Here is a 21,117-nt window from a genome sequence, read left to right on the forward strand (position 1 = left end):
ACGGGGTGGGGGTGGCTAGCGCCCGCCCATCAGCCACGCCGCTCATCCCTGCCCCCAGGGCGGCGGCGGGTAGCGCAGCATGCCGGTCGGATCGAGCAGCCGGCCCTTGTCGAGCCGCATCATCTGCGCGCCGGGCACGCGGCTGAGCAACTGATAGTCGTGCGTCGCGACGACCACGGTCGTGCCGAGCGTGTTGAGCGATTCGAACAGATGGATCAGCCGGTCGGCCATTTCGGGGTCGACGTTACCGGTCGGCTCGTCGGCGACCAGCACCTCGGGCCGGCCGATCACCGCGCGGGCGATGGCGACGCGCTGCTGCTCGCCGCCCGACAGCGTCGCGGGGCGTGCGTGCAGCCGGTCGCCGAGACCGACCCAGCCGAGCATCTCGCGCACCGGCTGTTCGATATCCTCCTCGGGCACGCCGGCGACGCGCAGCGGCAGCGCGATATTGTCCCACGCCGACAGATGCGGGACGAGGCGGAAATCCTGGAACACCACGCCGATCCGGCGGCGGAATCCGGGCAGTCGGCTGCGCGGCATCGTCACCGCATCCTCGCCGAACAGGCGGATGACACCGCGGCTCGGCCGCTGCGCGAGATAGAGCAATTTGAGCAGCGAGGTCTTGCCCGCGCCGCTGGCGCCGGTGAGGACATAGAAGGCGCCGCTGCCGAGCGTGAAGCTGATGTCGGACAGGGTTTCCTGCCCGGCGCCATAGCGCAGCCCAACATTTTCGAACTGCACGATATTTGCCATGCGCCTGGCCGCAACCGCTCCGTCTGAGGTATCCCGGGCCGTCCGCCGGCCGTCGCCGCAGCCTTCGCATGCGCGCGCCGCGGCTTCAAGCTTGCCACGCAGGCGGCTCACGTGCTTAGAATCATACGCAGTCCGGTCATCGTTCCGGCCCCCGACCGTAAAGCGTTGCGCATGATCCTCGAATGCCCCGAATGCAGCACCCGCTATCTGGTGCCCGACAGCGCGATCGGGGCCGAGGGGCGCACCGTGCGCTGCGCCAATTGCCGGCATAGCTGGTTCCAGGATCCGCCGCCGCCCGAGCCGGCGCCGCCACCGCCGGCCGTCGACCCCGCACCTGTGTTCGACCCGGCGCAGCCGGTCGCGGCGGTCGAGCCCGAGCGCCCCGCCTTCCTCGAACCCGCGGCGATTCCCCCGGTCCGGCCCGCGGCGGCACCCGAATCGGTGCTGCCCGCGCCCGATTACGATGCCTTTGCGCCGCGCCCGCCGTTCCGCCCGCGCCGCAATACGTCGAAGCGCTGGACGGTGATCGCGGTGCTCGCCGGGCTGCTGATGATCGCCGGCGTCGCCGCAATCGTCTTCCTCGGCGCGCCGGGACTGCTCGCGCGCATCGGCCTGCCGATCGGCGCGCAGGAATCGCCGCTGCGGCTCAAGGACAATCCGATCGAACGGCGCGGGCTGGAGAATGGCTCGGAGCTGTTCGCGGTGAGCGGCCAGGTCAGCAATCCGTCGAGCGAGCGCCAGCGCGTCCCCGACATCCGCGCCGAACTGCGCGATGCGCAGGGCCGCATCGTCTACAGCTGGACGATCACGCCGCAGCAGCGCACGCTCAATCCCGGCGGCACGATCGACTTCAACTCGGCCAAGCTCGACGTGCCGGCGAATTCGAAGCGGCTCGAACTCAGCTTCGCCGGCGAAGCCGCGAACTGACCAATGCGAACCGGCCGCCGTGCAGCAGCGCGGCGGCGAGCATGCCGATCCCGGACGCCCAGACCAGCGACGCCGCGCCGCCGTCGTGGTGGACCAGCCACCAGCCGATGCCGCCGGTGACGACGAAATAGGCGAGGATGCTGTTGACCCCGGCAACGACCTGATCGCCGAGGCTGCGCAGCGCATAGACCAGCACGACCTGGATGCCGTCGAAGACGATGAACGGCGCCCAGAGCGGCAGCATCGCCGCGGCGATCCGATGCACCTCCATGGTGGCGGGGAACAGCGCGACCAGCGCCGGCGCCCCACCGGCGAGCAGCGTCGCGCCGAGGCCGAGCGCGAGCACCGACAGCCCGACCGCGATCAGCGTCCGCCGGACCGCCGCCACCGGCGCCCCCTCGCCGACCGCATTGCCGGCGCGCACCCCCGCCGCCGAGCCGAGCCCCAGCGCGACCGCGAAGGTCACGTTGTGCATCGCGAACACGATCTGGAAGGCATGCGCGGCGGCGTCGCCCAATTGCGTCGACAGCGCGATCAGGATCGAGAAGCCGGCCAGTTCGAGGCCCGAGGCGATCGCGGGCACCGTGCCGAACGTCGCCAGCGCCCAGGCGCCGCGCGGCACCGCGCGCCAGGCCGCGGCGTCGAAGCGCAGCACGCCGCGCTCCCGCGCCCGCGGCAGGGTGAGCACGCTCGCCACCATGCCGATCGCGCCGAGCAGCGAGGCGATCGTCGTCGCCAGCGCCGCCCCGACGGCGCCCAGCGCCGGCAGGCCGAGATGCCCCGCCGACAGCGCCCAGGCGAGCAGCGCGTTGACCGGCAATATCGCGAGGTTGACGACGGTGACGCGGCGCGGCCGGCTGACGCCTTCGAGGAAGAAGGCGGCGGCGACGTTCACCAGCTGGAACGGATAGGCGATGGCGAAGGCGCGGACGACGCGTGCGCTCTCGTCGATCCGGTCGGCGGCGACGCCGATCAGCGCGAGCAGCGGCTCGGCGGCGACGAGGAACAGCACGCCGATCGCCAGCCCGAGCAACAGGCCGAGCAGCAGCCCCTCGCGCAGCACCGCGCCGGTCCGCGGCAGGTCGCCGGCGCCGTCGGCGCGCGACGCCATCACCAGCACCCCAGACAGCCACGACAGGCCGGTGACGATGCCGACGAAGCCGAGCGCGCGGCTCGCGCCGAGCGCCGCCACCTCCTCGGTCGAGACGAGGCCGACGACCATCACGTCGGTGACCTGGAGCAAGGTCCAGTTGAGACTGGTCAGCACCACCGGCCAGGCGAGCGCGAGCAGCAGCCGCGTCTCGGCACGGGTCGTGAGGGGGATCGGGCTGGCCATGGCGGGGGGCTACCGCGTCTGGATGACAGCGAAAAGCGCGGGATATGAAAAAGGGACGTTGCGGAGCGGGAAAGCCTTTGCTAGGGGCCTGCGCCTGCCAGATGCCGGCTCAGCCCGGCGTTCTTCACGTGCGGCCGTGGCGGAATTGGTAGACGCGCAACGTTGAGGTCGTTGTGGGCGAAAGCCCGTGGAAGTTCGAGTCTTCTCGGCCGCACCACTCTCCCACCTTTAAGGTGTGATAGGCTGGATTTTCCAGCGCAGACGAGACATGCTCCCATATTTGTTGGCGGTTGCCATGTCCGTGTACCGCTTTTTTGTATAAGTGGCGTTCGTTCAGGCTGCGCGTAAGTCTCGCTTGGCGACCTACCCGCCAGTGGCGCGGTATCGCACCCCAAAGGTCGACGGCTTTTGCGCATGGCTCCGAAAAGCTGTTAATATCCCTGATATGCCCGAATCATCTTCCTGCGACGCGTGGCTTTCATCCCCAACGTTGATTGGTGGAAAACCCGCCTGCATCATCCCGCGGTTCAATTAGAGATGCATCTCCTCTTCATCGACGAGAGCGGTACACCGCCAAAACCTGACACGAAGCAACACGGCTACTTCGTTATAGCGGGCTTGGTTATACCCGAGGATCGCTGGCCCGGCATGCGGGATAAGCTGACAGGCTTGAAGCGTGCCAGCAAGTACCGCGGCGAGGTCAAGTGGAGGTTTTTCGCGCCAAACAACAAAGATGCTGACAACCCGATGCTCGAATGGAGCATCGACGACAAGAATTCTTTTCGAGATAAGGTTTTCGGCATCATCACCGATACCAGGTCATGCAGGATTATAGCCTGCTCATCAGAGAGCAAAACGGCTTATGGCCTTGGCAATTGCAATAGCCAAGACGACTTGTATTTCATGACTTACAAGCCCGTTACCGAGCGGTTTCAGTATTTTTTGCAGGATGTTACTCGGACTAGCGGACGCGATACTTACGGCCTTATCGTTGCAGACCACCGCGGCAAAGGGGACGATGACAGCATGCGGCAACGCCACGAGCGGCTAGTGCAAGACAGCGGCCAATACACATCTAAATATGCGAACTTTATAGAGGGCTTATTCTTTTCGCCCTCACACATGAGTATCGGCGTTCAACTCGTCGACATGGTGGCGGGCGCGATCTGGCGGGCCCAAGCCCATAATGATCGGACGTGGTTCGACCGGTTACGACCGTCTTTTCGGTCTGCGGCAAACGGGCGGATCGACGGATACGGGATCGCGCGCTTTCCCAAGCAGGGATGGCAAGGCCTGATCTTGGATTAGACGCCGGGTGAAGCCGTAGCCTCAACGTGCAAGGTGACGCACTCCCGGCTACCTATATATAGGATACCTCTTGACTCGCGGCAATGACTCAACTTGGTTAACTAGAATCGGTTGGCCGCGTTTCTTCCGCCTTTGGAAGGGCGAAAATCGTGGTCACAAACCACGCTGCCATGATGAATTATTGATTTCGAATAAAAGGATAGGGCCCGACCGGCTAATCAGCCACTGTATCGGCGACAATCTTGTTTTTAAATAGTGATTTATCTTAGACTCAGACGCCGGTCACACGACGATGACATCAAGATCAGGATCGTAGAGCCATGATTTCACATCAAATCGCGCGTCTTATCGCAAATGTTATTTTAAATATCGATCCGTTAGGCGACCACCCCGATCTGGAAGATCGTATAGTCGAGATATTCGAACATATCTCGCACGATCTGCATGAAATCGATCCTTCATTCCTGTCGGAACTGTCAAAGGCGTTCCGGGACATAGCGTCAGAATATCCGGAACAGTTCCAGCAGGACGTACGCGATATACCCGATGACTTTCACCTGGACATTCGCGATGACGCCGAAAAAGCAGCGCAACGGGAATGAGGCGCGAAGGTCGCTACCAGATGGTAAAGCACCTCGTCAGCAAAGGCGCACTCAACCCTTACGCCGCGCCCATCCGCCGCAGATAGGCGGTGATCGCGGCATAGCCGGCGTCGCTCAGCGAGATTTCCATCCGCCGCCGGTCGACCGGGTCGATCACCCGGTCGATCAGCTTGAGCTTGTGGAGATGGTCGATCCAGCGCTGCGAGGTGGTCACCGGCGCGTGCGCGCTGCCGACCAATGTCTTGACGTTCATCGTCCGGCGCTCCTCATGCGCGACGAACAGCGCGAGCAGCATGTCCCAGGCGGGTTCGTGGAACAGTTCGGCGGGGAAATGGTCGAACCGCGCCTGGCGCTGCGCCAGCAATTGCTTGGCGAGTTCGCGCCCGTTGAGCGGCGTGACGACGGCCTGCGCCTCGCCGGTGCCGCCCGCCGCCCCGGCGAGACGATCGGCACGCGTCCCGAACTCCACCGCGATCGCGGAGAGTTGCGTCGTCAGGTCTTTGACCAGTCCGGCGATGGACTCATGTGGCACGTCGCATTCCCCAAGCGTCGTTTGTCGATCGTCTGCCTACCATTCAGACACAGAAAAAACACAACTATTTAGGGGACATGGCTAATATCGGGGGATCGACCCGAACGATGCGGCGACGCGATCGACGCACGCCGCCTTGCTGCATCCTTGTCGTTCCATCATGCGTTGCTGCTGTCCCGATCGTCGGACGCGGGTGTAAAGGAATTCGGTGGCCGCTTATCTGAATGCCGTCGGCACCGCCGTCCCGCCCCATGACGTCCACCATGCCTTCATCGACTGGGCCGGCGCACGGGTCGAGCCACGCGCGCGGCCGCTGTTCGCGCGGATGGCGGCGCGCGCCGGCATCGCGCATCGCTGGTCGGTGCTGCCCGGCGCGAACGGCGGCAGCGCCGTCGACGCCGGCGGCTTCTACGGTGCCGCGTCGCCCGGTACCGCGGCCCGGATGGCGCTCTATGCCGCGGAGGCACCGGCGCTGGCGCTCGCCGCGATCGCCGCGCTGACCGGCGACGACGCTGCCGCGCCGGCCGGCATCACCCATCTCGTCGTGGCAAGCTGCACCGGCTTCGTCGCGCCGGGGATCGACCAGATCATCGCCCGCCGGCTCGGCCTGGCGCCGTCGGTCGAGCGGCTGCTGATCGGCTTCATGGGCTGCTATGCGGCGGTCGTCGCGCTGCGCACAGCGCGTCATATCGTCCGCTCCGAACCGGCGGCGCGTGTGCTGGTGGTGACGGTCGAGCTGTCGTCGCTGCATTTGCAGGAGGAACATGCGATCGAGCCGCTGCTCGCGATGCTGCAGTTCGGCGACGGCGCCGCGGCGGGGATCGTCAGCGCCGAACCGACCGGGATCGAGCTCGGGCAGCCGTTCGCGGCGACGCTCGGCGACAGTGCGGAGCTGATCCGCTGGACGATCACCGATACCGGTTTTGCGATGCACCTCGACGGCGCGGTGCCGGGACGGATCGGCGATGCGCTCGGCGATGCCGATTTCGTCGCGACGGTGACCGGCGACGCGGCGCCCGCCGGCCTGTTCTGGGCGGTCCATGCCGGCGGCCGCTCGATCCTCGACGCGGTTCAGACCGCGCTTGCCCTCCCCGCGACCGCGCTGGCAGCGTCGCGCGGCGTGCTCGCCGATTACGGCAATATGTCGTCGGCGACGCTGATGTTCGTCCTCGCCCGGCTGCTCGCCGCGCCGCCGACGCAGCGCGAGGGCGTCGCGCTCGCCTTCGGGCCCGGGCTCGCTGCCGAGGGGCTGGCGCTGCGAGCGGCGCCATGAGCCTCGCCGTCCGCGCGCAGGCCGAGGAGCTGATGGACGCCGACGACCTGCCCGCGCCGGTCTATGCCGCGGTCGTCGCCGATCTCGCGCGGGTCAATACGGTGACGCTGGCGGCGCGGCCGACGCTCGCCTTTCTCGATCGCGTCTGCGCCGGCGCCAAGACGCTGAAAGTGCTCGATGTCGGCTTCGGCGACGGCGACATGCTGCGTCGCATCGCGCGCTGGGCGGACAAACGCGGCATCGCCGCCGAGCTGGTCGGCGTCGATCTCAATCCGCGCAGCGAGGCGGCGGCGCGCGCCCACACGCCCGCCGGGCTGCCGATCGCGTGGCGGACCGGCGATTACGCGGACTGTGCCGGCAAAGGCTGGGACGTGGTGATCTCCAGCCTCGTCGCGCATCATATGACGCAGGCGCAGCTCGTCGCCTTCCTGCGCTTCATGGAGGCCGAGGCGGCGCGCGGCTGGCTGGTCAACGACCTCCACCGCCATCGCTTCGCGCATGCCGGCTTCCCGTTGCTCGCGACGCTCGCCCGCTGGCATCCGATCGTGCGCCACGACGGCCGGCTGTCGATCGCGCGGTCGTACCGGCCGGACGAATGGCCACCGCTGCTCGCCGTGGCGGGTATCGCCGACGCGCGCGTGTTCCGCGCCTTTCCCTTCCGGTTATGCGTCGAACGGCGGCGCTGATCGTCGGCGGCGGGCCGGCGGGCGCGGCGGCGGCGATCCGTCTCGCCCGTGGCGGCACCCGCGCGCTGCTGGTCGAGCGGCAGGCGGCGGCGGATGCCTTGTGCGGCGGCTTCGTCAGCTGGCGGACGATCGACCGGATCGCGGCGCTCGGCGTCGATCCCGATACGCTCAACCGCGACCGGCTGACCCGCGTGACGATCGTCGCCGGCGGGCGCGATCGCGAGGCGGCGCTGCCGCGTCCGGCGCTCGGCGTGTCGCGGCGACGGCTCGATACCGTGCTGCGCGACGCGGCGCGTACCGCCGGCACGGAGATCGAGACCGGCGTCACCGTCCGCAGCATCGACGGCCTCACCGCGCAACTCGCCGAGGGGCCGGACATCGCCGCCGGAGCGCTGTTCCTCGCCAGCGGCAAGCATGACGTGCGCGGGCTGGCGCGGCCCGCCGCGGCGCGCGGCCGCGATCCGACGCTGGGCCTCCGCGTCCGCCTCGCCGCCGATCCGGAGATGGCGCGCGCGCTCGCCGGCCGGATCGAGCTGCATCTGTTCGATCGCGGCTATGCCGGCATCGCCCTGCAGGAGGATGGCAGCGCCAACGTCTGCATGGCGGTCCACCGTTCGCGCCTCCAGGCGGCGGGCAGCCCCGCCGATCTGCTCGACCAGCTCGGCCGCGAGTTGCCGCGGCTCGGCGAACGTCTGGCGCGACTTCCGCCAGGCGCGCCGGTCGATGCGATCGCCAACGTCCCTTATGGCTGGCGGCAGCAGGGCGGCAGCGCCGGCCTGTTCCGGCTCGGCGATCAGGCCGGCGTCATCCCCAGCCTCGCCGGCGAGGGCATGGGCATCGCGCTCGCCAGCGGCGTCGCAGCCGCCGAGGCCTATCTGCGCGGCGGACCCGACGCCGCCGCCGCGTGGCAGCGCGATTTCGCGGCCCGGCTGGCACGGCCGATGGCGGTCGCCGGGCTGGTCCGCCGCCTCGCCGAGGGTCGCTGGTCGGCCGGCGCGCTGCGCTGGCTGCCGCCGGGGTTGATTCAGGTCGTGGCGCTTGCGACCAGAATGACCCAATGATGGTTGACGCTGCTCCCCTCCGTCACGAGATTAACGCCATGGATCACCTGAATCTTTCGGAAGCCGAATGGCGCAAGCGCCTGACCCCGGCGCAATATCACGTGCTGCGCGAAGCGGGCACCGAACGCGCCTATGCGGGCGCGCTGACCGACAACAAGGCGGACGGCCTGTATCATTGCGCCGCCTGCCATCTCGACCTGTTCGACAGTGCCGACAAATACGACAGCGGCTCGGGCTGGCCGAGCTTCACCCAGCCGATCACGCCCGATCGCGTCGCCGACCATAGCGACACCAGCCACGGCATGACCCGCACCGAGACGCGCTGCGCCCGCTGCGACAGCCATCTGGGCCACGTCTTCCCCGACGGCCCGCCGCCGACCGGCCTGCGCTATTGCATGAATTCGATCGCGCTCGAATTCCGCGCCCGCAAGGCGGCGTAAGTTTAGATCCTCCCCCGCCAGCGGGAGGGCAATTGCATCTGGCTGGTTGGGCTGGTGCAACGGCATTAATCTGTCCCGTCATGCCGGACCTGATCCGGCATCCCGCTTCTTCCCGCCGTCTGAAGAAGCGGGACCCCGGCGCAAGGCCGGGGTGACGGGGTGGGTCTGGGACACGGTCGAATACAAAGACGATGGTTCCGCCCGCCAGCGGGAGGATTTGCCGCACTTGGCTCCCGCCGCGTCCCCCCTCCCCGCGCCCCCATACCGGCGCGAAACATCGCCCCGCCCGCTTGTCGGCACCGCGGTCATCCGGTAATCGCGCAAGTCTTCATGGCCCGTGCGCGCACCCCCCGCTCCGCTCCTGCCCGCCGCTCGCCATGGCGCCGGCGGCTCGTCCTGTCCGCGCAGATCGCGGTGGCGCTCGTCGTGCTGGCGTTCGGCGCGCTCGCCATCGCAGTCTATGTCGCGCGCTCGCAATTGCCGAGCTTCGAGGAGCTGAAATCCTCGCCCAACGGCCAGATGATCCGCGTCCATGCCGCCGACGGCAGCGTCATCGTCTCGATGGGGCCGAGCTACGGCGAATGGCTGTCCTACGACAGCATCCCGCGGGTGATGCGCGAGGCGACCGTCGCGGTCGAGGATCGCCGCTTCTACAGCCACCCCGGCGTCGATCCGCTCGGCATCGCACGGTCGGTGCTGATCCGCTACGAGCGCGGGCGCTGGATCCAGGGCGGCTCGACCATCACCCAGCAGCTTGCGCGCAACGTCTTCCTCAACAACCAGAAGAAGTTCGGCCGCAAGTTCCGTGAGTGGATCCTGGCGCTCGCGCTCGAACGCAAGTTCAGCAAGGACCAGGTGCTCGAACTGTACCTCAACAAGGTCTATTACGGCGGCGGCGCCTATGGCATCGACGCCGCGTCGCGCAAATTCTTCGGCCATGGCGCCAACACGCTCAACCTCGCCGAGGCGGCGGTGATCGCCGGGCTGGTCAAGGCACCATCCAATTATTCGCCGACCGCCGATGCGCAGGCCGCGGTCGGCCGCGCCGGCGTCGTGCTCGACGCGATGGTCCGTCACGGCTCGATCACCCGCGAACAGGCGAGCGAAGCCGATCCGCAGGCGCTGCGCCTCGCCCCCGAACCCCGGCAGAACAGCGCGCGCTATTTCACCGACTGGGCGCTGCCGCAGCTCGACACGCTGATCGACGAGACGCAGGCGCCGCTCGACGTGTGGACGACGCTGGATCTCGGCATGCAGCGCGATGCCGATGCCGCGGTCCGCGCCAACGCGCCCGACGGTGCGCAGGGTGCCTTGGTCAGCCTCGACCGCGACGGCGCGGTGAAGGCGATGGTCGGCGGCAAGGATTACGTCTCGTCGATCTACAATCGCGCGACGCAGGCGCAGCGCCAGCCGGGATCGGCGTTCAAATTGTTCGTCTATCTCGCCGCGCTGGAAGCGGGTCACAAGCCCGAGGACTCGATCGTCGACGAACCCGTCACGATCAACGGCTGGAGCCCGCGCAACGATTCGCGCCGCAACTCCGGGCCGGTGACGTTGCGCACCGCCTTCGCCTTCTCGCTCAACACCGTCGCGGCGAAACTGGGTCAGGAGGTCGGCTTCACCACGATCGCCGACATGGCGCGCCGCTTCGGCATCACCACGCCGATCAACACGCATCCGGCGATGGTGCTCGGCACCTCCGACGTGCGGCTGATCGACATGACCCGCGCCTTCGCCAGCGTCGCCGCCAAGGGCGTCGCGGTGACGCCTTATGGCATCACCCGCGTCACCGCCAACGGCCAGACGATCTACACGCACGAGGTCGACCGCAGCCACGTGCTGGTCGCGCCCTATGTCGCGGCGGAGATGACCGACCTGTTGCAGACCGCGGTCAACACCGGCACCGGCCGCGCCGCGCAGATCGGTCGCCCGGTCGCGGGCAAGACCGGCACGACCACCTCGCTCAAGGACGGCTGGTTCCTCGGCTTCTCCAGTGGGCTCACCACCGGCGTCTGGATGGGCCGCGACGATGCGCGGCCGATCGCCGGCCTGCACGGCGGCACCGCGCCGGCGCGCGCCTTCGCCGCCTTCATGAAGCCGGCCACCGCCAATCGGCCGATCGAGCAGTTCGAGACGCAGGTGACGTTGCCCGAATGGCAGCTCGAACCCGACGAGGAGACCTATTTCGGCCAGCCCGACAATGGCGGGGCGATGGTCGACGAGGACGGCAACCCGGTCGCGCAGGCGCCGCGCGACGAGCAGCAGCAGGACGAGCAGGCCATCCGCCCGCAGGACAGCGCGCCGCAGCAGCTCGACGATCTCATCGACCGCGTCACCGGCCGCGATGCGCCGCAGCCGCGCGACGACCGCCGCGACCCCGCCGCACCGGTGCGCCAGCCGCTACGCGACGATCGCCGTGACGGGGCCCCAGCGAACCGCCAGCCGCCCCGCCCGCTTCAGGACGACCGCCCGACCCAGTGAAGCGCCGCGCCATGGTCGCGCAGCCAGGCGCGTGCCGGGGTCGGGTCCTCGCCGTACAGGCGCGCGACGAGCGCGTGGAACACCGGCGCATGGTTCATGTGGACGCGATGCGCGACCTCATGCGCCACCGTCGCGCGGCGGACCCAGCCGGGGGCGAGGATCAGCCGCCAGCTGTAGCGGATCGCGCCATCGTGCGCGCAGCTGCCCCAGCGGCCGCGGGCATCGCCGATCGCGACGCGGGCGACGGTGACGCCGGCCTTGGCGGCATAGTCCGCGGTCTCGCGGGTGAGCAGGTCGAGCGCCTGCCGTTTGAGCCACGTCTCCACCCGCCGCGGCAGCGTGTCGAGCGGGCCGGAGAGCGACAGGATGTCGCCGTCCACCTCGACTCGGCGGCGGCTGCCCGGTTGCCAGCCGATCGTCAGCACTTGGTCGGCGACGGTCAGCGCCATGCCGGGTATGAACGGGCGCGGCTGCGGCAAACGCGCGCGCTGCTGCGCGATCCATTCGGTCTTGCCCTGCGCCCAGGCGAGCGCCGGCTTCAACGCCGCGCGCTTGGGCACCACCAGCCGTGCCCGCCCGCTCGCCGGATCGAGCGACAGGCGGATGCGCCGCGCGGTCGGGTGCCGCACGACCTCGAACGGCTCGCTCACAATTCGCGTTCGACGATATGGTTCTCCATATCGCCGACATCGTCCTCGCTCACCGTCCAGCCGCGCACCGAAATGCCGGCGGCATGCACCGATTCGCGATCCCCGCTGATGAGATAATGCCAGTCGCGCAGCGGCTCGCCCGCCGCGCGCAGCCGATAGGCGCAGGTCGACGGCAGCCAGTCGATGCCGCGGACGTTGCCCGCGGTCAGCCGCACGCATTCGGGGACATAGGCGTGACGGTGCTTATAGTCCGAACAGAAGCCGCTGCGCCGGTCGAGCAGGCGACAGGCGACGTTGGTCGGGACGATCTCGCCCGTCTCCTCGTCCTCCAGCTTGTGGATGCAGCATTTGCCGCAGCCGTCGCACAAGGCTTCCCATTGGCCGCGGTCGAGCTGCTCGATCGGCAACTCCCAGAATTTGCTCATTTCGCCCAGCGCTTGATCTCGGCGGCCACGGCATGCGGCCCCTGCTCGGTCGGCAGCAGCGCAAGCGGCTTGCCGTCCGGGTCCATCAGATAGGTGGTGCGGCTGTGGTTCACCAGATAGCCGCCACCCGGCTGTGTCTCGCCCTTGCCGGCATAGACGCCATAGGCCTTCGATACCGCCGCGATCTGCGCCGGCGTGCCGGTCAGCCCGACCATGCGCGGATGGAAGGCGGCGGTGAAGCTCTTCAGGACCTTGGGCGTGTCGCGCTCGGGATCGACGGTGACGAAGATCGGCACGATGCGGCGGGCGAGATCGGCGTCGCTGCCGTCGAGCTCCGCCACCGCCTTGCCGATCGTCGCCGCGTCGGTCGGGCAGACGTCGGGACAGAAGGTGTAGCCGAAATACATGATGCGGTATTTGCCCGCGAAATCGCGATCGCTGACGGTCCGGCCGTCTTGGTCGACCAGCGTGAACGGGCCGCCGATCTTGGCGCCCGCCAGCGGCGGCGCCTCCTGCGGCGCGGCATGACAGGCGACCAGGGCGACGGCGGCGAGCGGGGCGAGACGCAGAATGTTCATGACCACGCCAGCTCTGATCTGTTACCGGCAGGGCTGCAAGCTTTCGTCGTCAGGGACCCCGCCATGAACCGTTCGCGCCTTCTTCTCGCGCTCGCGCTCTCCACCATCGCCGTGCCGGCCGCGGCGCAGCAGCAATCGGAGAGCTACAAATTCCTTTCCGCGATCGAGAAGGAAGACGGCAAAGAGGTCACGACGATGATCGAGACGCCGGGCAGCACGATCATCAACACCAAGGCGGTGACCACCGGCAAGGGCGCGCTGCACATCCTCGTCGGCCATTCCGGCAGTCTCTACATGCAATATCTGCTGCAGCATAAGGCGGACCCCAACATCCGCGACGCCAAGGGCAATACGCCGCTGGTCCTCGCGGCGCAGGCGGGGCGCGAGGATCTGGTCGATCTACTGCTGACCTACAATGCCAACATTAATCTCGCTAACAGCTCGGGCCAGACGCCGCTGATCGTCGCGGTCAACGCGCGCAACGAGCCGATCGCGCGCAAGTTGCTCGCCAAGGGCGCCGATCCCGACCAGACCGACAATCTCGCCGGCATGTCGGCGCGCGCCTATGCGCTGCGCGACTCGCGCAACCCGACGATGATCGCGCTGTTCAAGGATGCGCCCAAGAAGGCACGCGCGCAGGTGGCCGGGCCGAAATTCTGATCGCTCCGACAGGTTCGGTCGCGGGCGGCGATCTCACCGCTCGTGCCGGGCCGGTCGAAGCACCGCGCTCAGCCTTGCAGCCCCAGTAACCGCGCCACCTCGCCGAAGTCGGACGCCACCGCATCCACGCCGAGCGCGCGCAACCGCGCGTCATGGCCGATGCCGCAATGCGTTCCCGCGCACAGGCCGATGACATAGCCGCCCGATGCCACCGCACCGGTCGCGCCGACCGGCGAATCCTCGAGGATCGCGCAATCGGCGATATCGACGCCGATCGCCCTCGCGCCATACCAATAGAGATCGGGCGCCGGCTTGCCCTTCGTGACATGCTCGCGGCCGCTGTAGATATGGTCGCCGAACGCATCCGACAGGCCGATATGGTCGAGATGACGGCGGATCCACGCGGTCGGGCTCGACGACACCACCGCGCGCGGCAGGTCGGTGGGGAGCGACCGGACGAACGCCACCGCCCCGGCGACCGCGTCGATCCCCTCGGCCATCGCGCGCGCATCCTCCGCCTGCCGCGCGGCAGTGAAGCTGTCGGGCAGCGGGCCGCCGATCCAGCCCTCGACCGCGGTGCGGAAGTCGGCGCCGGCCAGCCCCATGAAATTGGCCATCGATTGTTCCGGCGTGGTCGGATGCCCCGCCGCGCTCAGCCATTCGGCGATCTGGCGGTTGCCGGCATATTCGCTCTCGATCAGCACACCGTCGAAGTCGAACAACAAGCCCTTGAACGTCATGCCTTGTCTCCCCGTGCGCCGAACAAGGCGCTGCCCACCCGCACGTGGGTGGCGCCGAGCGTCACCGCGGTCTCGTAGTCCGACGACATGCCCATGCTGAGCCCTTCGAGTCCCGCCTCGCGCGCCAGTCTGGCGAGCAGCGCGAAATAGGGCGCCGGCTCGACCTCCGCGGGGGGGATGCACATCAACCCGGCCACCGGCAGCCCGGCGGCGCGCGCCTGCTCCAGCAGCGCCGGCAGATCGGCGATCGCGCAACCGCCTTTCTGGTCCTCGGCACCGATATTGACCTGCAGGAAGCAATCGGGCCGCCGCCCGGTCTTCGCCATCGCCTTGCCGAGCGCCTCGACCAGCGACGGCCGGTCGACCGCATGGATCGCGTCGAACAGCGCCACCGCCTCGTCCGCCTTGTTCGACTGGAGCTGGCCGATCAGGTGCAGCGCGACGCCGGGATACGAATCGCGCAACGCCGGCCATTTGGCGGCGGTCTCCTGCACCCGATTCTCGCCGAACACGCGCTGGCCCGCGTCGAGCAGCGGCCGGATCGTCTCGGCGTCATGCGTCTTGGACACGGCGATCAGCGTGACGGCGGCGGGTTCGCGGCCGGCGAGACGCGCGGCGTGCGCGATGCCGGCGGTGACGTGGTCGAGCGGGCTGGTGGCGGCGGTCATGAGCGCCCTATAGCGGCGCGGTGGCCAATCTGAACCGCAATATCGATCCCCGCCGCCACGCCTGGCTGATGACCGATCCGCGGATCGACGATGCGCTGTTCGCGACGCTGCGCGCGCTGCCGCCGGGCGCCGGCGTGGTGTTCCGCCATTACGGCCTGTCGCGAGGCGAACGGCACCGGCTGTTCCTGCGGGTACGGCGGCTGGCGCAGGCGCGTGGTCTGCGGATCAGCGCCGCTGGTGGGTTACCGGGTGCGCCGGCGCATGGCGGACCCCGTGCCGCAACCCATCCGGTCCACGATCGGCGACAGGCGGTCGCAGCGCGGCGTGCGGGGGCGACGTGGCTGTTCGTCTCGCCGGTCCACGCGACGCGGTCGCATCCGAATGCAAAACCGCTCGGCGTGCGCAGCGCCGTGTTGCTGGCGCAGGGCGGCGGCGGCCGGCGCGTCGCTTTGGGTGGAATGACGGCGGCGCGCTGGCTGAGACTGCGGCATTACGGATTCGATGGCTGGGCGGCGATCGACGGGCTGACGGCCCGCTGATCGCCCCGCGCGGATCACGATCGGACCAGCCCGGCCCGATCACGCATCAGATCAGAAGCGGAACGCCGTCCCGACGTAGACCGACTGGCTGTCGCGCCGATCGTCGTCAAGCCGCGCCAGCCGCTCGCGATCCGAGCGGTAGCGCATGCCGGCGGTCACATCGAGATTGCGCGTCAGCGAATAGGAGCTGCTGACGTCGACCGAATAGCTCGGCAGTTCCTGCGTCAGCTTGGGCGTATTCTCCAGCGGCCGGTCGGCTACGGCGACCAGACGGCTGCTCGCACGACCCGCACGATAGCTGACCGCCACGTCGGTCGATTCGCGGCTGCCCGGGATCGGCCCCAGATCGATGCGGTTGACCGCACCCGACACCGCAAACCGCTTCCAGCCCACCGACACGCCGAGGTTATAGGCGATCGGCTGGATGCCCACCGTCGGTGCGGCCACGGCGCTGCTGCGACCGGCGTCGGCAAAGGCGGTGCGCGTCGAGCGGGCACGGACCGCGACGGTCACCGCGCGTTTGTCCTGCTGCGCCTCGGCGGGCGTGAAGCGGAAATCGGCCTCGTCGAGGCCACCGCGCGCGATCGCCGCGGCGAGCCGCGGATCGGCGGCGGCGGGCGTGAAAGAGCCGGCGAAGCGCGACACCATCGGCCGCTTGGCGGGGGCGGGGCGTTCGCTGGCGCCGAAAGCGGGCGCGACCATGATAGCGGTAACGCAGAGCGTCGCCGTCATCACTCCAGTCACTGCACGCCCCATGGCACGCTTGGCAAACACTAGCAGTCCCCTCGACTCCCGCTGCAACGCGCCTAACACGATTCAGGCCCACACCAATATGGAACCTTGATCGTCCGATGCATCATTTCCCCCGACTGTTGCATTAGTCCCACAGATCTCGGTCCCATCGCGGTCACGACGCGTCGCTTGCGGGTCCCCCCCTGCATCTATAGAGCGAAAAGCGCCCTTTTTATCGCAGGACAGTTACGCCCATGATCCGCTCGTTGCGCACCGCCCTCATGGTCGCCGCCATTGCGCTGCCGCTCGCCGCTTGCGGCGGCCGCGGTGGCAACGCCGTCGCCAAGACCGACCTCGCCGCGTCGAAGGTGACGACGATCGGCGTCAACGCCTATCTGTGGCGCGCGAGCCTCGACACGCTGTCGTTCATGCCGCTGGTCCAGACCGATTCCAACGGCGGCGTCATCGTCACCGACTGGTACGTCAACCCGCAGGTGCCGACCGAGCGGATGAAGGTGACCGTCTCGATCCTCGACCAGGATCTGCGCGCCGATGCGGTCCGCGTCGCGGCGCTGCGCGAGGTCAATCGCAACGGTCAGTGGGTCTCCGCCCCCGTCGCCGCCGCGACCACGCAGAAGCTCGAAGACGTCATCCTCACCCGGGCCCGCGATCTGCGCCGCGCGTCCATCGCGGGCTAATCCAGACCATGGTTACGCGTTTCAACGCGCTGCAAGCGGACTCGACCTGGCAGAAGGTCTGGGACGACCGCCAGACCTTTGCCGCCCGCGACGATAGCGGCAAGCCGCAGAGCTACGTGCTCGAGATGTTCCCCTATCCGTCGGGGCGCATCCACATGGGGCACGTGCGCAATTACACGATGGGCGACGTGCTCGCGCGCTTCCGCCGGATGCGCGGCTACGAAGTGCTCCATCCGATGGGCTGGGATGCGTTCGGCATGCCCGCCGAAAATGCGGCGATGGAAAAGCAGGTCCATCCCGGCAGCTGGACGCGCGAGAATATCGCGACGATGAAGGCGCAGCTGAAGCGGCTCGGCTTCGCGCTCGACTGGAGCCGCGAGCTCGCCACCTGCGAACCCGATTATTACGGCCACGAACAGGCGCTGTTCCTCGACATGTTCGCCGCCGGGCTGGTCTATCGCAAGGAATCGGCGGTCAATTGGGACCCGGTCGACATGACCGTGCTCGCCAACGAACAGGTGATCGACGGGCGCGGCTGGCGTTCGGGGGCGCTGGTCGAGAAGCGCAAGCTCAGCCAGTGGTTCCTGAAGATCACCGACTTCGCCGACGAGCTGATCGAGGGGCTCGGCAAGCTCGAACACTGGCCCGACAAGGTCAAGCTGATGCAGGAGAACTGGATCGGCAAGAGCCAGGGGCTGACCTTCGGCTTCGCGGTGTCGGACGGCGGCACGGTCGAGGTCTTCTCGACCCGCCCCGACACGATCTTCGGCGCGAGCTTCGTCGCGGTCGCCGCGGATCACCCGATCGCGCAATCGATCGCCGAGCGGCCCGAGGTCGCGGCATTCATCGAGCGCTGCAAGCAGGGCGGCACCACCGCCGCCGAGCTGGAAACGCAGGAGAAGCTCGGCTTCGACACCGGCCTCACTGCCGCGCATCCGTTCGACGCAACCCGCCGGTTGCCGATCTACATCGCGAATTTCGTGCTGATGGATTACGGCACCGGCGCGGTGATGGGCGTCCCCGCGCACGACCAGCGCGATCTCGACTTCGCGCGCAAATACGACATTCCCGTGCAGCGCGTCGTCTCCGACGGCGACCAGACCGATCCCGTCTTCACCGGTGACGAGGCCTATACCGGCCCCGGCGCTCTGGTGAACTCGCACTTCCTCGACGGCATGGACGTCGAGGATGCCAAGCGCGAGGTAATCCGTCGCGCCGAAGCCGGTGGCTGGGGCAAGGGCTCAACCGTCTATCGCCTGCGCGACTGGGGCGTCAGCCGCCAGCGCTATTGGGGCACGCCGATCCCGATCATCCATTGCGAGGCATGCGGCGTGCAGCCGGTCCCCAAGGACCAGCTTCCCGTCGTGCTGCCCGAGGACGTGTCCTTCGCCGTCCCCGGCAATCCGCTCGACCGGCATCAGACGTGGAAGCACGTCGCTTGCCCGGCATGCGGCAAGCCGGCGGTGCGCGAGACCGACACGCTCGATACCTTCGCGGATTCGTCGTGGTATTTCATCCGCTTCGCCAGCCAGCCCAAGGACCGGCCGTTCGATCGTGCGGTCGCCGAGAGCTGGCTGCCAGTCGGCCAGTATATCGGCGGGGTCGAGCATGCGATCCTCCACCTGCTCTACGCACGCTTCTGGACGCGCGCGCTCAAGCATATGGGGCAGCTCGATATCGCCGAGCCGTTCACCGGCCTGTTCACGCAGGGCATGGTGACGCACGAGACGTACAAATCGACGGACAACCGCTGGCTCTCTCCCGATGACGTCCGCGACGGGCTCGAGGTCGCCACCGGCCAGCCGGTCACTATCGGCCGCGTCGAGAAGATGTCGAAGTCGAAGAAGAACACCGTCGATCCCGAGCCGATCGTCGATCGTTACGGTGCCGACGCGACGCGCTGGTTCATGCTGTCCGATTCGCCGCCCGAGCGCGACCTGCCGTGGAGCGAATCGGGGATCGAGGGCGCGTGGCGCTTCATCCAGCGGTTGTGGCGGCTGTTCGACGGCGATGGCGCGGCCCCCGGCGAGGGCGGCGACGTCGCGCTCGACCGCAAGCTGCACCAGACGATCCTCGGCATCGAACAGGATATCGAGGCGCTCGCCTTCAACAAGGCGGTCGCCAAGCTGTACGAACTCTGCACCGCGATCGAACGCGCGGAGCCGAGCCCGTCGCGCAACAATGCGATCTACACGCTGATGCTGCTGGTCGCGCCGATGGTGCCGCATGTCGCCGAGGAAGCGTGGGCCGCCAAGGGCTTTGACGGACTGATCGCCGACGCCGCCTGGCCCGAGGTCGACCCCAAATTGCTCGTCGAGGACGAAGTGACGATCGCGGTGCAGGTCAACGGCAAGCTGCGCGACACGCTGACTTTGCCCAAGGACATGGCGCGCGAGGATATCGAGGCCGCCGCGCTCGCCGCCGACAAGATCGCGCGCCTGCTCGACGGCAAGCCCCCCAGGAAGGTGATCGTCGTGCCCGGACGCCTCGTGAACATCGTCGCATGACCAAGGCTCCGATCAGGACCATCCTGCTCCTCGCGCCGCTCGCGCTGCTCGTGTCGGGTTGCGGCCTGCGCCCGCTCTACAGCGGCGGGTCGGGCGGCGCCGTCGCCGGCACGCTCGCGCATATCGAGGTGACGCCGATCGACGGCAAATCGGGCTGGCTGATGAGCAACGCGCTGCGCGACCGGCTCGCCGCCGGCGGCACGCCGCAATATCGGCTCGACGTGCGGCTCGACGACAAGATCGCCGGCTTCGGCGTGCGCCGCGACGACAGCGTCACTCGCGAACGCCGCACCTTGCGCGCGCGCTTCCAGCTGGTGAACCTCGCCGACGGCAGCGTGCTGCTCGACGACACCGCCGGGTCGGACGCGGGCATCGACGTCGTCCAGTCCGAATATGCGACGATCGCGGCGGAGAATACCGCGCTCGAACGGCTCGCCGGCATCGTCGCCGACCAGATCGTCGCGCGCGTCGCCGTCTACGCGCGCAGCCGCCCGGCACGATGAAAGCCAATGCGCGCGACATAAGGTCCGCGCTCGAACGCCCCTCGCCCGATATCCGCCTGTACCTGCTGCACGGGCCGGACGGCTCGGCGACCGCCGAACTCGCCGCCTTGTTCGCCAAGGCGATGGGGCCGGAGGCGGAACGCATCGATCTCGACGGTGCGACGCTCCGCTCCGACCCGGCGCGCCTGTCCGACGAGGCGGCGTCGATGTCGTTGTTCGGCGGTGCGCGGCATATCCGCGTTTCGCCGGCGGGCGAGGAATGCCTCGACGCATTCACCGCGCTGCTCGCGGCGGATCATGCCGGCAACCCGGTGGTTGCGCTTGCGCCTACGGTCAAGTCGACCGCCAAGATCGTCAAGCTGGCGATCGATTCCCGCCGTGCGATGGCCTTCGCCGCCTATGAACCGAGCGCCGCCGATCTTGAACGGCTCGCGGCGGCGATGGCGCGCGACCAGGGCCTGCGCCCGACCAACAGCGCCGCGGCGCGGCTAGCGGCGACCTGTGGTGGCGATCGCGCGGTGCTGGCGCGCGAGATCGAGAAAGTGGCGCTGTTCCTCGACGCCGCCCCCGATCGCCCGCACGACCTCGACGACGCCGCGCTTGACGCGATCGGTGCCGATCTCGGCGAGGCGGAAATGACGCAGGTGGTCGAGGCGGTCGTCAGCGGCCATACCGCCGCGCTCGGCGCCGAACTCGGCCGGTTGGGCGAGGCGGGCACCTCCCCCATCCCCTGGCTGCGCCTGCTTGCCCGGCGGCTGATGACGCTCGCCGAGATGAAGGCGGAGATCGATGCCGGCGCGACGCAGGACACCGTCTTCAAACGCCACCGCATCTTCTTCAAGGAGGAAGCCGCCACCGCACAGACGCTGCGCCGCTGGACGCCGGCGATGCTCGCCACCGCGCTCACCCGCGTCCGCCATGCCGAACGCGCGATCATGGCGAGCGGCAATGCCGGCAGCGTGCTGGCGGATCATGCGCTGACCGAGCTGACGCGGAGCGTCGAACGCCGGGGTTAGCC

The 21,117-nt window shown here is 68.4% G+C and carries 23 protein-coding genes and 1 tRNA gene; 15 read left to right on the forward strand and 9 right to left on the reverse strand.

Annotated features, from left to right (window positions below; all coding sequences use genetic code 11):
* Nucleotides 1–42: 42 nt before the first annotated feature.
* Nucleotides 43–753, reverse strand: coding sequence for a cell division ATP-binding protein FtsE (ftsE, locus tag AC07U4_RS08870; protein ID WP_495195174.1), 711 nt, complete (start codon nucleotides 751–753; stop codon nucleotides 43–45).
* Nucleotides 754–924: 171 nt separating this feature from the next.
* Between ftsE and AC07U4_RS08875 the strand changes: the two genes are divergently transcribed.
* A complete protein-coding gene (locus tag AC07U4_RS08875; RefSeq protein ID WP_495195175.1) occupies nucleotides 925–1,680 on the forward strand; it encodes an MJ0042-type zinc finger domain-containing protein in 756 nt (251 codons plus the stop codon).
* Here AC07U4_RS08875 and AC07U4_RS08880 read toward each other — a convergent pair.
* The gene (locus AC07U4_RS08880; RefSeq protein ID WP_495195176.1) at nucleotides 1,652–3,016 is read right to left on the reverse strand and encodes an MATE family efflux transporter; all 1,365 of its coding nucleotides are present in this window, start codon (nucleotides 3,014–3,016) and stop codon (nucleotides 1,652–1,654) included. The two genes, AC07U4_RS08875 and AC07U4_RS08880, sit on opposite strands and share 29 nt — an antisense overlap.
* Before the next feature lie 130 nt (nucleotides 3,017–3,146).
* Between AC07U4_RS08880 and AC07U4_RS08885 the strand changes: the two genes are divergently transcribed.
* The 3 genes from AC07U4_RS08885 to AC07U4_RS08895 all read left to right on the forward strand — a co-directional run bounded on the left by AC07U4_RS08885 (nucleotide 3,147) and on the right by AC07U4_RS08895 (nucleotide 4,926).
* Nucleotides 3,147–3,233 (forward strand) — tRNA-Leu (locus AC07U4_RS08885).
* A gap of 254 nt (nucleotides 3,234–3,487) precedes the next feature.
* Nucleotides 3,488–4,324: a DUF3800 domain-containing protein gene (locus AC07U4_RS08890; RefSeq protein WP_495195177.1), complete on the forward strand. Its 837-nt coding sequence runs from the start codon at nucleotides 3,488–3,490 to the stop codon at nucleotides 4,322–4,324.
* A 320-nt stretch (nucleotides 4,325–4,644) separates the two neighbouring features.
* The gene (locus tag AC07U4_RS08895; RefSeq protein ID WP_495195178.1) at nucleotides 4,645–4,926 is read left to right on the forward strand and encodes a hypothetical protein; all 282 of its coding nucleotides are present in this window, start codon (nucleotides 4,645–4,647) and stop codon (nucleotides 4,924–4,926) included.
* A 58-nt stretch (nucleotides 4,927–4,984) separates the two neighbouring features.
* Here AC07U4_RS08895 and AC07U4_RS08900 read toward each other — a convergent pair whose 3' ends face one another.
* Nucleotides 4,985–5,458 (reverse strand): helix-turn-helix domain-containing protein, encoded by a 474-nt coding sequence (locus AC07U4_RS08900; RefSeq protein WP_038664716.1) that lies wholly within the window; start codon nucleotides 5,456–5,458, stop codon nucleotides 4,985–4,987.
* Between the two features lie 208 nt (nucleotides 5,459–5,666).
* On the opposite strand from AC07U4_RS08900, the gene AC07U4_RS08905 reads away from it, so the two are divergent.
* From AC07U4_RS08905 to AC07U4_RS08925, 5 genes are all read left to right on the forward strand, one after another.
* Complete coding sequence (locus AC07U4_RS08905; protein ID WP_495195179.1) at nucleotides 5,667–6,731, forward strand: type III polyketide synthase; 1,065 nt, start codon at nucleotides 5,667–5,669, stop codon at nucleotides 6,729–6,731.
* Nucleotides 6,728–7,417 (forward strand): methyltransferase domain-containing protein, encoded by a 690-nt coding sequence (locus AC07U4_RS08910; protein ID WP_495195180.1) that lies wholly within the window; start codon nucleotides 6,728–6,730, stop codon nucleotides 7,415–7,417. The genes AC07U4_RS08905 and AC07U4_RS08910 overlap by 4 nt, the downstream gene beginning before the upstream one ends.
* The gene (locus AC07U4_RS08915) at nucleotides 7,396–8,478 is read left to right on the forward strand and encodes an NAD(P)/FAD-dependent oxidoreductase (protein ID WP_495195181.1); all 1,083 of its coding nucleotides are present in this window, start codon (nucleotides 7,396–7,398) and stop codon (nucleotides 8,476–8,478) included. Before AC07U4_RS08910 ends, AC07U4_RS08915 begins: the two co-directional genes overlap by 22 nt.
* A 38-nt stretch (nucleotides 8,479–8,516) precedes the next feature.
* Nucleotides 8,517–8,918 (forward strand): peptide-methionine (R)-S-oxide reductase MsrB, encoded by a 402-nt coding sequence (gene msrB / locus AC07U4_RS08920; RefSeq protein ID WP_038664705.1) that lies wholly within the window; start codon nucleotides 8,517–8,519, stop codon nucleotides 8,916–8,918.
* A 330-nt stretch (nucleotides 8,919–9,248) separates the two neighbouring features.
* Nucleotides 9,249–11,399 (forward strand): transglycosylase domain-containing protein, encoded by a 2,151-nt coding sequence (locus AC07U4_RS08925; protein WP_081974462.1) that lies wholly within the window; start codon nucleotides 9,249–9,251, stop codon nucleotides 11,397–11,399.
* Here AC07U4_RS08925 and AC07U4_RS08930 read toward each other — a convergent pair.
* The 3 genes from AC07U4_RS08930 to AC07U4_RS08940 are packed head-to-tail and all read right to left on the reverse strand — an operon-like array spanning nucleotide 11,375 to nucleotide 13,052.
* The gene (locus tag AC07U4_RS08930) at nucleotides 11,375–12,049 is read right to left on the reverse strand and encodes a M48 family metallopeptidase (RefSeq protein WP_495195182.1); all 675 of its coding nucleotides are present in this window, start codon (nucleotides 12,047–12,049) and stop codon (nucleotides 11,375–11,377) included. The two genes, AC07U4_RS08925 and AC07U4_RS08930, sit on opposite strands and share 25 nt — an antisense overlap.
* The gene (locus AC07U4_RS08935) at nucleotides 12,046–12,474 is read right to left on the reverse strand and encodes a YcgN family cysteine cluster protein (protein ID WP_038664698.1); all 429 of its coding nucleotides are present in this window, start codon (nucleotides 12,472–12,474) and stop codon (nucleotides 12,046–12,048) included. Before AC07U4_RS08935 ends, AC07U4_RS08930 begins: the two co-directional genes overlap by 4 nt.
* Entirely contained in the window at nucleotides 12,471–13,052 is a 582-nt protein-coding gene (locus AC07U4_RS08940) for an SCO family protein (protein WP_495195183.1), read from the reverse strand. The genes AC07U4_RS08935 and AC07U4_RS08940 overlap by 4 nt, the downstream gene beginning before the upstream one ends.
* 63 nt (nucleotides 13,053–13,115) lie before the next feature.
* Here AC07U4_RS08940 and AC07U4_RS08945 point away from each other — a divergent pair, with 63 nt between their 5' ends.
* Entirely contained in the window at nucleotides 13,116–13,712 is a 597-nt protein-coding gene (locus AC07U4_RS08945) for an ankyrin repeat domain-containing protein (protein WP_038664693.1), read from the forward strand.
* A 68-nt stretch (nucleotides 13,713–13,780) separates the two neighbouring features.
* Here the strand turns inward: AC07U4_RS08945 and AC07U4_RS08950 are convergent, their stop codons facing one another.
* Complete coding sequence (locus AC07U4_RS08950; RefSeq protein WP_495195184.1) at nucleotides 13,781–14,452, reverse strand: HAD family hydrolase; 672 nt, start codon at nucleotides 14,450–14,452, stop codon at nucleotides 13,781–13,783.
* Complete coding sequence (locus tag AC07U4_RS08955; protein WP_495195185.1) at nucleotides 14,449–15,120, reverse strand: YggS family pyridoxal phosphate-dependent enzyme; 672 nt, start codon at nucleotides 15,118–15,120, stop codon at nucleotides 14,449–14,451. Before AC07U4_RS08955 ends, AC07U4_RS08950 begins: the two co-directional genes overlap by 4 nt.
* A 20-nt stretch (nucleotides 15,121–15,140) precedes the next feature.
* Here AC07U4_RS08955 and AC07U4_RS08960 point away from each other — a divergent pair, with 20 nt between their 5' ends.
* The gene (locus AC07U4_RS08960) at nucleotides 15,141–15,659 is read left to right on the forward strand and encodes a thiamine phosphate synthase (RefSeq protein ID WP_495195186.1); all 519 of its coding nucleotides are present in this window, start codon (nucleotides 15,141–15,143) and stop codon (nucleotides 15,657–15,659) included.
* Between the two features lie 51 nt (nucleotides 15,660–15,710).
* On the opposite strand, the gene AC07U4_RS08965 is transcribed toward AC07U4_RS08960, so the two are convergent.
* The gene (locus AC07U4_RS08965; RefSeq protein ID WP_038664678.1) at nucleotides 15,711–16,391 is read right to left on the reverse strand and encodes a hypothetical protein; all 681 of its coding nucleotides are present in this window, start codon (nucleotides 16,389–16,391) and stop codon (nucleotides 15,711–15,713) included.
* Between the two features lie 254 nt (nucleotides 16,392–16,645).
* Here AC07U4_RS08965 and AC07U4_RS08970 point away from each other — a divergent pair, with 254 nt between their 5' ends.
* From AC07U4_RS08970 to holA, 4 genes are read left to right on the forward strand one after another with little or no spacing between them, the layout of a single operon-like run.
* Nucleotides 16,646–17,089: a DUF3576 domain-containing protein gene (locus tag AC07U4_RS08970; RefSeq protein WP_038664675.1), complete on the forward strand. Its 444-nt coding sequence runs from the start codon at nucleotides 16,646–16,648 to the stop codon at nucleotides 17,087–17,089.
* A gap of 8 nt (nucleotides 17,090–17,097) precedes the next feature.
* Nucleotides 17,098–19,596 carry a leucine--tRNA ligase gene (gene leuS / locus AC07U4_RS08975; protein WP_495195187.1) on the forward strand — a complete coding sequence of 833 codons (2,499 nt, stop codon included), beginning with the start codon at nucleotides 17,098–17,100 and terminating at the stop codon, nucleotides 19,594–19,596.
* Nucleotides 19,593–20,099, forward strand: a complete 507-nt coding sequence (lptE, locus tag AC07U4_RS08980; RefSeq protein WP_447797238.1) for an LPS assembly lipoprotein LptE — start codon at nucleotides 19,593–19,595, stop codon at nucleotides 20,097–20,099. The genes leuS and lptE overlap by 4 nt, the downstream gene beginning before the upstream one ends.
* Nucleotides 20,096–21,115, forward strand: a complete 1,020-nt coding sequence (holA, locus tag AC07U4_RS08985) for a DNA polymerase III subunit delta (protein ID WP_495195188.1) — start codon at nucleotides 20,096–20,098, stop codon at nucleotides 21,113–21,115. The genes lptE and holA overlap by 4 nt, the downstream gene beginning before the upstream one ends.
* Nucleotides 21,116–21,117 lie beyond the last annotated feature (2 nt).

This window comes from Sphingomonas sp. GW821-FHT02B09, from assembly GCF_059421875.1.

Coding starts and splice junctions, on each gene's coding strand:
- ftsE (WP_495195174.1), bottom strand. CDS start 753: ATGGCAAATATCGTGCAGTTCGAAAATGTTGGGCTGCGCTATGGCGCC.
- AC07U4_RS08875 (WP_495195175.1), top strand. CDS start 925: ATGATCCTCGAATGCCCCGAATGCAGCACCCGCTATCTGGTGCCCGAC.
- AC07U4_RS08880 (WP_495195176.1), bottom strand. CDS start 3,016: ATGGCCAGCCCGATCCCCCTCACGACCCGTGCCGAGACGCGGCTGCTG.
- AC07U4_RS08895 (WP_495195178.1), top strand. CDS start 4,645: ATGATTTCACATCAAATCGCGCGTCTTATCGCAAATGTTATTTTAAAT.
- AC07U4_RS08910 (WP_495195180.1), top strand. CDS start 6,728: ATGAGCCTCGCCGTCCGCGCGCAGGCCGAGGAGCTGATGGACGCCGAC.
- AC07U4_RS08915 (WP_495195181.1), top strand. CDS start 7,396: ATGCGTCGAACGGCGGCGCTGATCGTCGGCGGCGGGCCGGCGGGCGCG.
- msrB (WP_038664705.1), top strand. CDS start 8,517: ATGGATCACCTGAATCTTTCGGAAGCCGAATGGCGCAAGCGCCTGACC.
- AC07U4_RS08925 (WP_081974462.1), top strand. CDS start 9,249: ATGGCCCGTGCGCGCACCCCCCGCTCCGCTCCTGCCCGCCGCTCGCCA.
- AC07U4_RS08935 (WP_038664698.1), bottom strand. CDS start 12,474: ATGAGCAAATTCTGGGAGTTGCCGATCGAGCAGCTCGACCGCGGCCAA.
- AC07U4_RS08940 (WP_495195183.1), bottom strand. CDS start 13,052: ATGAACATTCTGCGTCTCGCCCCGCTCGCCGCCGTCGCCCTGGTCGCC.
- AC07U4_RS08945 (WP_038664693.1), top strand. CDS start 13,116: ATGAACCGTTCGCGCCTTCTTCTCGCGCTCGCGCTCTCCACCATCGCC.
- AC07U4_RS08950 (WP_495195184.1), bottom strand. CDS start 14,452: ATGACGTTCAAGGGCTTGTTGTTCGACTTCGACGGTGTGCTGATCGAG.
- AC07U4_RS08955 (WP_495195185.1), bottom strand. CDS start 15,120: ATGACCGCCGCCACCAGCCCGCTCGACCACGTCACCGCCGGCATCGCG.
- AC07U4_RS08965 (WP_038664678.1), bottom strand. CDS start 16,391: ATGACGGCGACGCTCTGCGTTACCGCTATCATGGTCGCGCCCGCTTTC.
- AC07U4_RS08970 (WP_038664675.1), top strand. CDS start 16,646: ATGATCCGCTCGTTGCGCACCGCCCTCATGGTCGCCGCCATTGCGCTG.
- leuS (WP_495195187.1), top strand. CDS start 17,098: ATGGTTACGCGTTTCAACGCGCTGCAAGCGGACTCGACCTGGCAGAAG.
- lptE (WP_447797238.1), top strand. CDS start 19,593: ATGACCAAGGCTCCGATCAGGACCATCCTGCTCCTCGCGCCGCTCGCG.
- holA (WP_495195188.1), top strand. CDS start 20,096: ATGAAAGCCAATGCGCGCGACATAAGGTCCGCGCTCGAACGCCCCTCG.